This window comes from Paenibacillus sp. FSL F4-0243 (genome assembly GCF_037963295.1).
In the GTDB taxonomy this organism is placed as follows: Bacteria; Bacillota; Bacilli; order Paenibacillales; family Paenibacillaceae; genus Paenibacillus_AQ.
Genome location: NZ_CP150151.1, coordinates 3,768,181 through 3,782,369 on the forward strand (window position 1 = coordinate 3,768,181; position 14,189 = coordinate 3,782,369).

Below are 14,189 nucleotides of genomic sequence, written 5' to 3' on the forward strand. Positions count from 1 at the left end.
CTATTCGTTATCCTGTTTGTAATGGAAGTCTGGAATTGCAGTCCACCGTTTACGTAATTCATGCGCTGCATACTTAGGCTTACGATCCCGAGTAAAGATCCCCTTCTTATTCCCTTGCACACGAATGATTCCCTGACTTGTAGCGAAATCTGCAAAATTCCAAACCTGCTCACCGATAAAATGAGGGAATTCATCAAATACTTCATGATTGGCTTTATAAAACTCCACTTGATATTCTTCAGTGAACATAACCGGTTCAACGTCATGGAAACCAGCCACAGTATCCGCCCCGTATTCGGTCATCATGATCGGTGTGTTAGGGCAACGTTTAAGCCAACCATTGAATTCTGCACGCAATTTCACTTTTGCAGATTCCAGGTCTCCCCCATCCACATACCAACCATAGTAACGATTCAAAGCTAGAACATCGATTAGTTCAGCAATTTTATCTCGATCTGGAGTAGAAGCTAGATGAGTAACGAGTGTAACTGGTCGTTTTTGCGGATCTAATTCTCTCATCAATTCTACAAGCGGCTTAAAGTATTCATAGGCCCCTTCTTCCTCGGACGCAGGTTCATTAGCCACATTCCACATCACAACAGACGGATGGTTTTTATCTCGTGCAATTAATTCCCGAATATCTTGCTCATGTTGCTCTTTGGTTTGGAGTTCCTCCCATGTATTTTTATGGGCTCTGCCTCCTGATAACATGACCATAAAGTTCACATGTAGTCCCACGGCGGGAATTTCATCAATCACAACAAAACCTTCACGGTCCGCAAGACGCATTAATTCTTCAGAGTATGGATAATGGGAAGTGCGGAAGGAGTTCGCTCCCATCCACTTCATCAGATTAAAGTCTATAATATTGGCCGCTTCATCAAAGCCTCTACCATGAATGGCTGAATCTTCATGTTTACCAAAACCCTTAAAGTAAAATGGCTTATTGTTGATTAAGAACTTCCCATCTTTAACTTCCACAGTTCGCACGCCAAACAGTTGCTCATACACATCGACAGTAGTACCATCCTCAACAAGCTCAATTTGTAGTGTGTACAGATAAGCGTTCAACGGTTGCCAAAGCTTAACATTTTCAAGTGAGATTGTGCCAGCCTCTCCCGCTTGCTCAGCAACGATGTCTCCTGCTTCGTCCAGAACTGTTACTTTAACTTCTGCTTTATTTACGAATTTCACAGCGTAGTTAACTTTACCATTCAGACCTTCTAAAGCGGTTACAATTTCAACATCTTGTACATAGGTGTGAGGTGTTGTATAGATCTTAACAGGACGCTGAAGACCAGCATAATTGAAAAAATCGAAATTGGGTTCATTTTTCAGCTTTTTTCCGATTCCTGGTATTTCTTTCTCAGAGTAAATCCCAACAGGCAGTGTGGAATAATCAACAATATTGTTCAACGCAACAGTCAATCTGTTTTTGCCTGATTTCAAGATCTGATTTAACTCCGTTTCAAAAGGCAGAAAGCCACCTTTATGCTCAACAGCAAGCTCTCCATTAACATACACCTTAGCTTGATGTGTCGCAGAACCAAATCTCAAGACAGTACGCTCAGCCGAGAACACATCCGGCACTGTAAATTCTCTTTCATACCATACCCAGCCTACATGATCACGGATTTCTGCTTTTACCCCGATGTCGTTAAAGGATGCTGGAACAGCCATCGCTATCGTATCTGTTAATTTGGATTCAAACCATTTTTCTTGAAAGCCCACACCTGAATCTAGCTTAAAGTTCCATAATCCATTAAGATCAATAATACTGCGAGTTTCAGTAACGATTGGATATAACATAAATAAATCCTCCTTTTATTGTATTAACAATTTATCTTTGCAAGAAAAACTTATCCGCATTATGATAGCCGATGTTTCGAATCATCTGTTCCAGAAAATCCATATCATTAGGAATTAGACCTTGTTCCACCCAGTTTCCAACAATGTTACATAGAATACGCCGGAAATATTCATGACGAGCATAGGACAGAAAGCTTCGAGAATCGGTAAGCATTCCAATAAAATGGCTAATCAAACCAACGTTCGCTAAATCCTTCATTTGCTTTTCCATGCCATCAATATGGTCATTGAACCACCATCCGGAGCCAAACTGTACTTTGCCTGGGATACCCTCTTCATTGTAATTCCCCATCATCCCCGCAAGCACTGCATTATCCTTAGGATTGAGGTTAAATAGAACCGTTCTCGGCAGAGAGTCCTCTTGATCAAGAGCATCCAAGAATCTGGACAATCCTTGTGCAAAATTAGTTTCACCCACTGAATCAAAACCTGTGTCAGAGCCAATAAGCTTTTTCATTTTTGTATTATTATTGCGGATAGCGCCCATATGCAGTTGCATCACCCACTGTTTCTCTGCATACATTTTTCCTAATGCTTTGAGCAGATAAGAACGATAATCGGTGATCTCAGCTTCGCTAAGCGTCTCTTTATTCAATCTTTTGTTAAAAATAGCAGTAACCACTTCCTCGGAAACCTCCGAATAATCCAGCTTCTGAATATCATGGTCCGATGCGCGTCCGCCATGCTCATGGAAATAATTCACTCTTTGCTTCAAAGCATCCAGAAAATCCTCCAAAGAATCAATCGAACTCCCAGTGATGTTTTTCAATTGATCTAACCAGGATAAAAAGGAAGCGGATTCAATATTTAGAGCGCCATCCGGTCGGAACGTCGGTGCGATAAGCGTCTCAAAAGTTTCATCTTGATTTAAGAGATCGTGATATTCAAGTGTGGATAGCGGATCATCTGTCGTTCCAATAAATTTCACATTTGATTTTGCAATAAAACCTCTAGGTCTGTGCGTTGGCAGTAGCAGCTTCTCATTACATTCCGTCCAAATTTCATGTGCTGTTGATGGACTAAGAATTTTCTCTATCCCGAAGAACATCTTCAATTCCAGGTGTGTCCAATGATATAGAGGATTTCCTATTAAATGGGGAACAGTCTCAGCCCAAGCCTTAAACTTCTCCCAGTCATCTGCATCTCCAGTGATAAACTTTTCGCTTATACCATGCATTCGCATGGTGCGCCATTTGTAATGATCCCCCCCAAGCCAGAGTTGAGTAATATTAGCATACGGCTTGTTTTCCCAAATTTCTTGGGGATTCAGATGACAGTGAAAGTCAAAAATAGGCAATTGATTCGCACCATTTTCGAACAGTCGTATAGCTGTATCTGAATTTAACAGAAAGTGATGATCCAGAAAACTTTTCATACATGATCTCCTTCCAAATTCATATTCAGGTAACTCTATTACGGGTTTAAATTATCCTTACAGTTAATTTGTTTATTAAACAAATTAACTGTAAGGATAATTTATCAATTCCCTTTCGTTTTGTCAAATGTATGTTACAGCAGTATAATAACTCTTGATAGGAAGAAAAAGAGCATCAGAATCACTGCTCAAATTGGAGGATAATAATGATTACCGGTGATGCTTCATACATAAAGAAGATTAATCGTTCTTTGATAATCAGAGAAATTGTTAAGAAAGGAATGATCTCCCGGGCAGATCTATCCAAAGCTGTAGCACTAACAAGAGCAACTATCTCTGTTCAAGTAGCTGATCTGTTAGAAGATGAATTGGTTGTAGAAACACAGCTTGAACATAATGCTGTTGGACGCAAGCCAATTATGCTCTCTTTAAATGCTGACGCGGGTTATGCCCTCGGTATTGATCTAGATTATGGGCAAATATCCTTTGCGCTTACAGATCTTCTAGGACGCCCTGTATTTTCTAACATCGTTAAGCTTGAAACCACTGACTATTCCGAGATTCTTGCACTGCTAATCAAACATATCATCACATACAAAAAAAATTACACAAATAGTCGATATGGCATTATTGGTATTGTGATCGCCATTCACGGCCTCGTCTCGAATCAAGAGGTGATTCATTATGTGCCTCGTTTGGGATGGAATGATGTAAATCTGAAAGCAGATCTAGAAAACGCACTTAACCTTGAAATTCATCTTGAGAATAACTCGAATCTCAGTTCTTTTGCCGAAAGAGTCTATGTCCATCATGATACGGATAATCTTTTATCAGCTACATTTCATTCAGGTATAGGCTTAGGAATGATTATTAACAACAAATTCTTTCGTGGACATGACGGGTTTGCAGGAGAAATTGGACATATGATTATGGTGCCGGGTGGAAGACCGTGTAAATGCGGAAATAAAGGGTGCTGGGAGAAATATGCCTCTGAATCTAATATTATGGAGGTTTTGTCCGAAAGAAAGAAAACCCCTAATATTACCTATGAACAAATTCAGGAGTGGATTGACCAAGGTGATGCGGAAGTCACTGAGATCATGGATGAATTTATCTACTATCTCTCCATTGGCTTAAATAATATGATCAATATTTATAATCCAGACGTTATCGTAATAGATAGTGAAATGTTACGGATCTATCCAGACTCTATTTATAAAATCAAACAAAATTTGAATTCACAAATTAGCCATTACCGTGAATTGTTAATCTCTACGCTTGGCAAAAACTCATCCATTCTAGGAGCTTGCGCTTTGGCCATTCAGTATTTCCTAGATGTACCTGTGCTAAATCTGCCAAACGCAATGGAAGCTTCAGAGTAAATTGCAGCATACGAATTTCTCTGAAGACTATACATCTATGGAGTGAATGGTAAATACGGTGAATATTTGGACTTCCGGCCGCTGTTGTCTCCAGATTTCTTGAATTATACCGCTGTGAGCGGATGAAATCCGGAGACAAAGGCGATCGCTATCGCGCCTACAGTTCCAAATCCCCCCTTCGCTACGCTCTCCTTTAATGTTTTTTAAATTCAAATAATGCAAGCCTTTTCGTAGAAGATCACTTAAATTAAAGAAGCCTAAATCAGTTTTCAGCTTCTTGTTAGAGCTACTCTTCTTATACTCTCTTTTGTCCAAGGAGGAGCTTGAGGATGATTCATTATTTCCTCGTAGGTCATCCAATGTACGGCTTCAACCTCATCAGGACTCTTGTTATATGCTGTACCACTGTCATATTCGCATAGGAAGACCATATTTATAACGTTGCATCCAGCATCTGTCACAAAGGAGGAACTGTATACAAAAGTAACAGCATCTTTTATCTCGATGCCAACTTCCTCATAAAGTTCTCGTTTTACAGTCCGTTCTATGATATCGACTGTGCTTCCTTCAACGTCTACTTTCCCTCCTACAAGAGACAGAGTACCACCTGCATGTTCTTCTTTGATACTTCGTGTAATAACAAGCCATTTGTCATCCCTACAGATTGCACTTTCTACGTTTACTATGAACACGCTTTCTTACTCCCTTCTAATTGAGCAACTAATTAACTATTCCACTCGTTTTAAATTATTGGACTACCCTTTTGTATTCGACACCTGCTAGCTTCAACCCTCCGCTGATCCTTATAGACCCAAATAACACTATAAGTACAATTATCGTCATTTGAGCATGGCTTCAAGGGTTAACTGGGTCCAATTGCGAGTGTTTTCGTTCGCGGAGCGTCCATCGAAGCGCAAAGGTTGATCATGCTCACAAAAAGAAAAACTGTCCCAAGCAGCCATTCCGTGGCTTTTTGGGACAGTCTCTTATTTTTATATCTACCATTTTGGATTAGACCGCATTATTTATACGCGGGCAACCAATCTCCATGGGCTGTGATCAGCTCATCACACATATTCGTAATGTCATCCATCGACAGTTCGGCGGCAGTGTGCGGATCGAGCATAGCTGCGTGATAAATATGCTCTCTCTTATGAGTAATCGCTGCTTCGATTGTTAACAATTGTGTATTAATGTTCGTACGATTCAGTGCTGCACACTGCGGAGGCAGATCTCCCACAAAGGTTGGAGTGACGCCACTGCGGTCTACAAGGCATGGAACTTCAACACATGCTTCTTTCGGAAGATTGGTGATAAGACCTGTATTCATAACATTACCACCAATTTTGAAAGGTACATTCGTTTCGATGGCTTCCATAATGTAGGACGCATATTCATGCGAACGTTCATGTACAAGCTCTTTGTTATTTACTAATTCTTCACGCATCTTCTGCCACCGTTCAATTTGTTCTACACAGCGGCGTGGGTACTCGTCGAGTGGAATTTGAAAGCGTTCGATGAGCTCAGGATAATTACGTTTGATAAAATAAGGATGATACTCTGCGTTATGTTCTGAAGACTCCGTAATGTAGTATCCAAATTTAAGCATCATTTCATAACGAACCATGTCCCCGTGATGTTCTTTCTGCTTTTCTGCAGCGCGGCGTTTGATTTCTGGATATAAGTCCTCTCCGTCCTTCGTAACCTCGAGTAGCCAAGCCATATGGTTAATACCGGCAATCTTAGCCTGTACACCTGTCTGATCCATTCCCAGATGCTCGAATAAGCCTGGAATACAATGCTGTACGCTATGACATAATCCAACGGTCTTCACATCACCATAAGTGTTCATCACATTGGTCAATACTGCCATTGGATTCGTATAGTTCATGAACAGAGCATCTGGACAAACCTCTCTCACATCTGCCGCAAAATCAAGCATGACAGGAATCGTACGTAAGTTGCGGAAAATGCCACCGATACCAACCGTATCCGCAATCGTCTGACGTAAGCCATATTTCTTCGGAATTTCAAAGTCTGTAATGGTACAAGGATCATAACCCCCGACCTGAATCGCATTAATCACATATTTAGCTCCACGTAAAGCTTCCTTACGATCCGTATAGGATTTCACGATACAAGTACTGCCACTACTTGCTTTTATATTACTCAGCATATTCTCGGAATCTTTTAGGCGCTGAAGATCAATATCATATAGGGCAAGCTCAAAGCCTTGAAGAGCTGGAGTTCTCATGCAATCTCCTAAAACGTTCTTTGCAAATACAGTACTACCCGCTCCGATAAATGTAATTTTGGACATGTGAAATATTCCTCCTTAAATAGTGAGTTCTACGGTCACGACATCGCTAACGACTCAGAAAACCTCGATGAATTTTCCTTATAAACACTAGAATGTCAGAGGGTATCCGTCTCTCTCTTCACTATTCACTATAAATGAGAGCGGTCTCAATGAGTATGGATAAATACAATTCATATATGGATATTTGTTGCATTTAAGTGGCCTGTCCTATAATCTAAATGTAATTCAAATCACGTATAGGAGGTCATAAGCAAATGGCTTCAGAGCATTATCATTTCACAGCAGGGTTTAATCTTGCTCCTGATGAAATCGACCTAACTGTATTGTTCAGCGGAGAAGGTAAACCGGTCCCGGGACATAAGATGGGGCCTTCTGTTCACGATTACTACCTTATACATACCGTAATGGATGGAAAGGGTGTGTTTCAGAGTGGAAGTAACTCTCATATATGTGGTACGGGAGATACCTTTGTCATTTTCCCAGGGGCATTATTCAGCTATCAGGCAGACATGGAACAGCCTTGGACTTATGCATGGGTAGCCTTGCAAGGAGAAGCCGTTCAGCAGCTATTTAAAGAAGTGGGGATTACACCGAACAAGCCGTTAATACACTTAGATAACCTTATAGAGATACATAACTTGTATGAACATATTCGTTTTTCCTTTCAGCAATCTGCTTATCCAAGGTTGGAAAGTTTGGAGGCTTCTGGGTGGCTGCGCCTTCTGGTGCACAAATTCGGCCTTGCGAACATAGGTTCGCTCACCCCTAAATCCGCACAATTACCGGATGTTATCGACCGCCAGATCAATCAAGCGATCCGCTGGATCTCTCTCCAATTTCATCAACAGATCAGTATCGACCACATGGCATCCTCTCTTGGTTATCATAGGGCACACCTCTCTAAGGCCTTTAAGCAAAAGATCGGAATGTCACCAAAGCAATATTTGTTAAAGGTTCGCATGGATAAAGCAAAGGAACTGCTTGGAGGAACGCTCACCATCGACCAGGTATCCTCTTCGGTCGGTTTCAATGATGCGTTATATTTCTCCAAGCAATTCCGTAAGTGGAGCGGTATGTCCCCCAGTGAATATCGAAGCCATCTTCGATCTGGCACATGATTGCTTATGGGTTATTTCATGGCTTTTGATAAAATCGAGGTGACAAACGCTGTCTTTCCTTCACAGTAAGCATCCATATCGTAGCGATGTTGTTCCGCCAAATGCTGTTTGACTTCTGCATATGCTTGGCGTGCTACCGCATTTGAACGGAGATAGTCTCTAAAAGCGATATGCTCCAAATACCCTTTTCCATCCTTAGGGCATACATACAGATGATATTGCATGAATTCGTCCGCTTGACGTCTTTTGAAGGCTTCCCTGCCCTCGATTCCCAAGTTCCCTTGATGTTCATAACCATACTGTTGTAAACGTTCTATGATTTGTGGGAGTAAATCGTAGCTATCCATTACAAGATCAAGATCTATGATGGGTTTAGCAGCGAGTCCTTCAATGGAAGTACTCCCCACATGCTCTATCGTAATAATGAGGTCGCCAACATAAGATAACAACTGTTCTTTTATTCTATCGAATTCTAACTTCCACTCTGGATCATAAGGGACAACTTCTACGACTTTCGTCTTCTGAGCGATGCTCATGCACCTCCTGCGATGAATGTCTTCTTCTCAATTCCTCTATAGACTATCCATATGCATATAGCGGCCACAATTAGCATTCCACCCATCAGACAGACGCCATTCCAGCCCCAATGCTGCCATGCAAAGCTTCCAAGTGTTGATCCAATAGCTCCACCTGTAAAAGTGCTAACCATAAACACCGTATTTATTCGGCTGCGCGCCGCTGGCTCAAGTGCATAGATCCGTGTTTGGTTACTAACCTGTGACCCTTGTACTCCAAGATCCAGGATAATAACACCGGCAATCAGGCTCCAAATTGTAAATCCAGCTAAACCGAAGAATCCATAAGCAATCAATGTCAGCAATAGTAGTATACCTACTATCTTTTTCGGTGCGATCCTATCAGCTAACCTACCGATAAATGGAGCACCCGCAGCACCTGCTACACCGATCAACCCAAACAAGCCTGTGATAGAGCTACTATAGTGGTAAGGTTCACCTTCTAGAAAGAAAGCCAGTGAAGTCCAGAACACGCTGAAGCCACCAAACATACAAGCACCAATCAATGACGCTTCACGAAGCGTCGAATATCTGCGAATCAAATTCCCCATTGATTTCAGTAGATCTGTATAGGATGAATTATTTTCTGGTTTCGTCTTTGGAATTAGTTGGTATAAGATAAGGGATAACAATAGCATTATAGCTGCGGCAATCCAGTACATGGCTCTCCAGCCGAACATATCTCCTATAATTCCGGATATTGTTCTTGCCAGCAAAATACCAAAAAATAGCCCGCTCATTACGGTTCCAATAACCTTACCTCTTTCTTCTGGCAAAGCGAGCTCCGCCGAGAGAGGAATGATAACCTGCGGCACGACCGTAGTAATGCCAATAGCAAAGCTGGCGATATACATCCAAATAAGGTTCTGAGCTGTAGCGAAACCAACAAGTGATAGTGATACAGCAATAAGAAGTCCGGATATTAGTGTTCTTCGTTCACGGATGTCGCCCAACGGAACAAAGAATAACATCCCAAGCGCATAACCGATCTGAGTAAGCATCGATACATATCCTACTGCGTTAGAGGATGCATGGAATGTTCGTCCTATATCGGCCAAAAGGGGCTGATTGTAATACATATTTGCGACGCTTAATCCTGATGCAATGGCTAAAATAAGTATGAATTGCTTAGTTAGGCCTCCTCCTACACGAACTGCAGCGGGTGTGATAGATTGTGTCATGAAATTCTGTGCCTCCGATTACGTATGCTGCATAAACAGCAAGCTTTATTTTCCTAATACATTATAGCAGTCACTGTCAAGCTGACGTATTTCTGCGATATAATAATTATCTTAAATACAATGATCTGCATAAGTGCAATTTATATTGAAATATATTGAGCGGGGAGTAAATAACATGCACCAGAATGACCGAATTATAACCAGATTGCGCAAAGAACCGTTAAAGAATGTTAGTTTATTAAAAATGCTAACCTCATTCCATGAAGTCATGGAGTCTCATCTTGTGGAGCAAGGAAATCAATGGGGTGTTTTATTGCTTCTTCCTGCTTCAGCGTACGCATATGATCATAGAGTATATCCTCAAGCGGATTACATCGTATTTATGGATTACAGCAGCCCAGATGTATTTCCGGCTCTGTTTCAATTCCTGCCTCCGCAAGCAAATTTTGTTTTTAAACTGCAAGACCTGAACTATAAAAAGGCATTATCATCACATTTTTCAATGGAGAAAGTTCGGGGGTTCTACTCATACAGTACAGCTGAGGGACAAATCTTTCCGATGGACGAAGATGTTGTTATCAGTCATGTGGTTGACGACAGTTTAATTCCGCTGTGGGCCGCTAATCATTACACGAAAGACGAAATAGTAGACTATTTTCAAAACGGGGCTTTTTCCGTGTCAATTTTCCTAGACGACAATCCGGTCAGTACCTGCTTAGCGTTCCGCAATGAAGAAACCATCTGGGAAATCGGCGCTGTACATACTTTAGAATCCTCTCAAAGAAACGGATATGCGAAAAAGGTGGTCCAAACCGCCATACAAGAAACGTTAGAACGAGGGTTTATTCCACGCTATCATGTGCTTGAAACAAATCAAGCTTCCATTAGATTAGCTGAATCTATTGGACTCGTTCCTTGTGTACAGCTTGAACACTGGATTAACTACAGCCAATAACACGTTTGATAGGAGGTGATATGCATGAGTTATGGGCCAAACGAGAATCAGAACTATTATCCTCCCCCGCCTTCACCAACACCGATGAATGGCAAGTCAATTGCTGGTTTCGTCTTAGGAGTGCTTTCCATAATTGTTCCTTATATCGGATTTTTGTTAGGGATTGTAGCGGTTATTCTGTCTGCCCTATCCCTTAAAGAAATACGGATTCGGTATGAGCAAGGAAGAGGCTTAGCTATTGCGGGTCTGGTATGCGGGATTGTCGGCACTCTACTTTACGCCATATTAATTTTATTTTTTATTATTTTTATATACGCAGCAGCAAGTTACACCCCCTACTGATCCACACAAAAAAAAAAGGATCTCTACAGCCAACCTAATGGCTGCAGAGATCCTTCTTCCTTTCCTATGAACAGAATTCAGTAGGTTCCGTTGTTAAGCTGCTGACGATACTCCGTAGGAGTTACGAGGAACCGCTTGCGGAACATCTGTGTAAAATGTCGCATGTCCTGATATCCAATACGTTCGGCGATTTCTGCCACCTTAAGCTTCGAGTTTACTAGCAGCAGCTTCGCTTGCTCCAATCGTAAGGATGTCACATATTCTTTATAGCCTTGACCCGTCTTCTGTTTAAATAATTGACTGAAGTAGACCGGATTCAGAAATACAACGGAAGCAATCTTTTCCAAAGTAAGGTCTTCGTAATAGTGTTCCTTTACATATTGCAATGCGATGTCGATTGCTTTTTCGCCACTACCTTTCGCTGGCGTTAAATCCAATGCTTGCGAATTCACCGCCTCTCTTAAGCTCGTTACGATCTGAGGGACAGTATTTATATCGTAGCTAAGTCCGGAATGGATCATTTGGAAAGGTGTTCTTAAATATTGCTTCAAATAGGTCCGCCCATCTTCCAGAAAAGATTCTAATTTTGCTTCTTCCCTTAAGGTGATTAATCCCAGCAGACTCTGTCGGTCATAACTGACCACAAACCCGCTCCCGTCCCGCTCTATCAGCTCAGTTAACACATTCTCTACAATAAAATGTTCTATCCGAATGTTTTTATCACCCGCATCCATTTGCAGCAAAATCAAATAGAAATATTGATGGTCTTCTATTAATTGGCTGATGTCTAAATTACCGAGATTAAAACCAGAAGCGAGCCTCTGAAATACACCTTCTCTTAAATATTTCAGACTTGACCTTAATCGGTCTTCATCTTTAATAAGCTTATGATCCTGCTCTATTTCTAGCGATAAGTTACTAATAATCTCAAGTAGCTTGCTTTTGCCGATCGGCTTAAGTAGATAATCTCTCGCTCCAAGACGAACGGCCTCCTGCGCATAGGCGAACTCACTGTGTGCAGAGATGACCACCCATTTGACATAAGGATACCGCCGCTTAGAAATCCTCATGAACTCTAGGCCATTCATACCGGGCATAAGAATATCTGTTAAGACGATATGGATGGACTGTTCCTCCATAATCTTGACAGCTTCTTCTGTCGACGCAGCAACATGTACACAATAATCTGGATAGATACTTCTTATAGTGCGCTTAATGCCTTCTCGGATCACCCGTTCATCATCAGCTATGAGAATGTTCACGACTATGCTCTCCTTCCTGCGGAATCGGCAGCATGATAGCAACCTCGGTTCCTTCTCCAGGTAAGCTTCGAATCACAAGACCATAGGATTCTCCGAACATATGCTGGAGCCGCCGATGCAGATTTTGAAGACCGATCCCCATTTTTCCATTTTCTTTCGTTGTAGGTCGATCCAAGGATTCCACCAGCGCATTCAGCTTCTCTGCATCCATACCTTTGCCATTATCTTGAACGACGATGTTCAGCACTCCAGTTTCTTCAAGTATACTCACCTTCAGAATACCTTGACGATCGAGCGATTCCAAGCCATGTTTTACAGCATTTTCAATGACCGGTTGTACAGTCATCTTGGGAAGGCGAACCTCAAGCCATCGTTCATCTATATTTATCTCAATCCGTAGACGACCTTCCAGCCGGATAGAAATAATATTTAGATAGTGCCCGATTTGTTCCAGTTCTTCTCTTAGCGTGACTTCTACATCAACTTCCCAATGACTGCTGTACCGGAACATCGAAGATAGCGAGAGAACAAGTTCACCTAGTTGCTCATTCCCTTCCTCATCCAGCATCCAATAAATCATATCCAGAGTATTGTATAGAAAATGTGGGTTCACTTGAGATTGCAAGGCATGAAGCTCAGCATTCTTCTCACTAACGGAAGATAGTTTTACCCGCTCGATTAGTTCTTCGATTCGGCGAACCATCCGATTAAACGAAGCAACAAGAATATTAATCTCTTGATAAGAAGAAACATTCACCATTCCCCGAAAATTACCGATCTCCACCTGCTTCATCTCTCGAATCACCTTTTTAAGCGGCAAAGAAATCGTTCGTGAAACAATAGAAGCTATCAAAGTAGAGACGAGAACAAGAATCGAAAATACAATGAACAGATAACGTTTCATCTCTACCAACTCTACATTTAGGTCGCGATTAGGAGTGATACTAAGCACCCACCAACCAGAGAAGGACAGTTTAGAAGCGACAAGCAGACGGTTGGCTGTCTGTTCGACCACAACATTCTGGGAGTTCTGTAAAGACGGGAGCTGAGTTAAATCAGGTTCCTGATCTTCGGCAGAGGATACGAATCGTCCATCCTGCGACATTAAATACACCTGGCTATGCTCACCCAGCTTCACATTATCCAGCGCATCCAGAACAGGCTTCGGATTCGTCTCGTACAGAACAATGCCAATCGGTTTGTGTTCATTGAGATCGTAAATCTGACGTCCGAAGGCAAACACAGGACTATCCTCCACTTGATCGATAAGAGAATGTTCATAGACGCCGAGCCAGACCATTTTACCGGAGGAAGCTTGCAGCTGATGGTACCAATCTTCCTTCATATATTCGGGATCAACCACATTCATATAGTTTCCGTAATTATAGATCTTACCTTTATCTGTAATGACATGAATACCTACGAGATCATCCCGAGAATAAAATATAGCTCCCAAAATATTGGTAATCGTCTGTTCATTGATGTATGCAACCGCGGGCTCAGTGCTTGTCTCATTAATCAAACGTATCAATTCAAAGTTATTGCTGAGTGATTTAGAGAGACTATCATACCCTTTGTACAGTAAGCTGAATAGATCCGCTGTCTGAGCGACATTCTTCTGCGACAAATCACTTATTTTCTCATGAAACTGTACGGTTGTCCGGTTGTAATAGAGCAGACTCACAATTAATAGAATGCTAGACATGCAAAAAAGAAACAGCAAAAACAAACGATGGTGGATGGAATGAAAGCTGTTTCTCAAAAAGGCTTCCCTCCTCAAACTCATCTGTCCTGCTGCTTCTTCATTATA

Annotated in this window: 12 protein-coding genes; 4 read left to right on the plus strand and 8 right to left on the minus strand. The window is 41.6% G+C overall.

The features are described from left to right. Together uidA and uxaC are read right to left on the minus strand one after the other, a co-directional pair. Positions 1–1,809, minus strand: a complete 1,809-nt coding sequence (uidA, locus tag NSS87_RS16510) for a beta-glucuronidase (RefSeq protein WP_339241354.1) — start codon at positions 1,807–1,809, stop codon at positions 1–3. Between the two features lie 31 nt (positions 1,810–1,840). After that, a complete protein-coding gene (gene uxaC, locus NSS87_RS16515; RefSeq protein ID WP_339241356.1) occupies positions 1,841–3,244 on the minus strand; it encodes a glucuronate isomerase in 1,404 nt (467 codons plus the stop codon). Between the two features lie 206 nt (positions 3,245–3,450). Here uxaC and NSS87_RS16520 point away from each other — a divergent pair, with 206 nt between their 5' ends. Further along, entirely contained in the window at positions 3,451–4,626 is a 1,176-nt protein-coding gene (locus NSS87_RS16520; protein ID WP_339241358.1) for an ROK family protein, read from the plus strand. Between the two features lie 269 nt (positions 4,627–4,895). On the opposite strand, the gene NSS87_RS16525 is transcribed toward NSS87_RS16520, so the two are convergent. Both NSS87_RS16525 and NSS87_RS16530 read right to left on the minus strand, forming a co-directional pair. Further along, complete coding sequence (locus NSS87_RS16525) at positions 4,896–5,318, minus strand: NUDIX domain-containing protein (RefSeq protein ID WP_339241360.1); 423 nt, start codon at positions 5,316–5,318, stop codon at positions 4,896–4,898. A gap of 329 nt (positions 5,319–5,647) precedes the next feature. Next, positions 5,648–6,946 (minus strand): alpha-glucosidase/alpha-galactosidase, encoded by a 1,299-nt coding sequence (locus tag NSS87_RS16530; protein WP_042188548.1) that lies wholly within the window; start codon positions 6,944–6,946, stop codon positions 5,648–5,650. A gap of 254 nt (positions 6,947–7,200) precedes the next feature. On the opposite strand from NSS87_RS16530, the gene NSS87_RS16535 reads away from it, so the two are divergent. After that, a complete protein-coding gene (locus tag NSS87_RS16535; RefSeq protein WP_339241365.1) occupies positions 7,201–8,064 on the plus strand; it encodes an AraC family transcriptional regulator in 864 nt (287 codons plus the stop codon). Positions 8,065–8,075: 11 nt separating this feature from the next. Here the strand turns inward: NSS87_RS16535 and NSS87_RS16540 are convergent, their stop codons facing one another. Both NSS87_RS16540 and NSS87_RS16545 read right to left on the minus strand, forming a co-directional pair. Beyond that, positions 8,076–8,594: a GrpB family protein gene (locus NSS87_RS16540; protein ID WP_339248597.1), complete on the minus strand. Its 519-nt coding sequence runs from the start codon at positions 8,592–8,594 to the stop codon at positions 8,076–8,078. 2 nt (positions 8,595–8,596) lie between these two features. Next, positions 8,597–9,820: an MFS transporter gene (locus tag NSS87_RS16545; RefSeq protein ID WP_042188554.1), complete on the minus strand. Its 1,224-nt coding sequence runs from the start codon at positions 9,818–9,820 to the stop codon at positions 8,597–8,599. Positions 9,821–9,995: 175 nt separating this feature from the next. On the opposite strand from NSS87_RS16545, the gene NSS87_RS16550 reads away from it, so the two are divergent. Both NSS87_RS16550 and NSS87_RS16555 read left to right on the plus strand, forming a co-directional pair. Beyond that, on the plus strand, positions 9,996–10,775 hold the full coding sequence (locus NSS87_RS16550) for a GNAT family N-acetyltransferase (RefSeq protein WP_339241369.1): 780 nt from the start codon (positions 9,996–9,998) through the stop codon (positions 10,773–10,775). Positions 10,776–10,799: 24 nt separating this feature from the next. Beyond that, positions 10,800–11,117, plus strand: coding sequence for a DUF4190 domain-containing protein (locus NSS87_RS16555; protein ID WP_339241372.1), 318 nt, complete (start codon positions 10,800–10,802; stop codon positions 11,115–11,117). Positions 11,118–11,194: 77 nt separating this feature from the next. On the opposite strand, the gene NSS87_RS16560 is transcribed toward NSS87_RS16555, so the two are convergent. Both NSS87_RS16560 and NSS87_RS16565 read right to left on the minus strand, forming a co-directional pair. Continuing rightward, complete coding sequence (locus tag NSS87_RS16560) at positions 11,195–12,379, minus strand: response regulator (RefSeq protein ID WP_042188560.1); 1,185 nt, start codon at positions 12,377–12,379, stop codon at positions 11,195–11,197. Beyond that, positions 12,360–14,141 (minus strand): sensor histidine kinase, encoded by a 1,782-nt coding sequence (locus NSS87_RS16565; protein WP_339241375.1) that lies wholly within the window; start codon positions 14,139–14,141, stop codon positions 12,360–12,362. Before NSS87_RS16565 ends, NSS87_RS16560 begins: the two co-directional genes overlap by 20 nt. Positions 14,142–14,189: the final 48 nt, after the last annotated feature.

Excerpts from the sequence above, each read along its gene's own strand:
- NSS87_RS16530 (WP_042188548.1), bottom strand. The coding sequence starts at position 6,946 with ATGTCCAAAATTACATTTATCGGAGCGGGTAGTACTGTATTTGCAAAG.
- NSS87_RS16550 (WP_339241369.1), top strand. The coding sequence starts at position 9,996 with ATGCACCAGAATGACCGAATTATAACCAGATTGCGCAAAGAACCGTTA.
- uidA (WP_339241354.1), bottom strand. The coding sequence starts at position 1,809 with ATGTTATATCCAATCGTTACTGAAACTCGCAGTATTATTGATCTTAAT.
- NSS87_RS16535 (WP_339241365.1), top strand. The coding sequence starts at position 7,201 with ATGGCTTCAGAGCATTATCATTTCACAGCAGGGTTTAATCTTGCTCCT.
- NSS87_RS16545 (WP_042188554.1), bottom strand. The coding sequence starts at position 9,820 with ATGACACAATCTATCACACCCGCTGCAGTTCGTGTAGGAGGAGGCCTA.
- NSS87_RS16555 (WP_339241372.1), top strand. The coding sequence starts at position 10,800 with ATGAGTTATGGGCCAAACGAGAATCAGAACTATTATCCTCCCCCGCCT.
- uxaC (WP_339241356.1), bottom strand. The coding sequence starts at position 3,244 with ATGAAAAGTTTTCTGGATCATCACTTTCTGTTAAATTCAGATACAGCT.
- NSS87_RS16520 (WP_339241358.1), top strand. The coding sequence starts at position 3,451 with ATGATTACCGGTGATGCTTCATACATAAAGAAGATTAATCGTTCTTTG.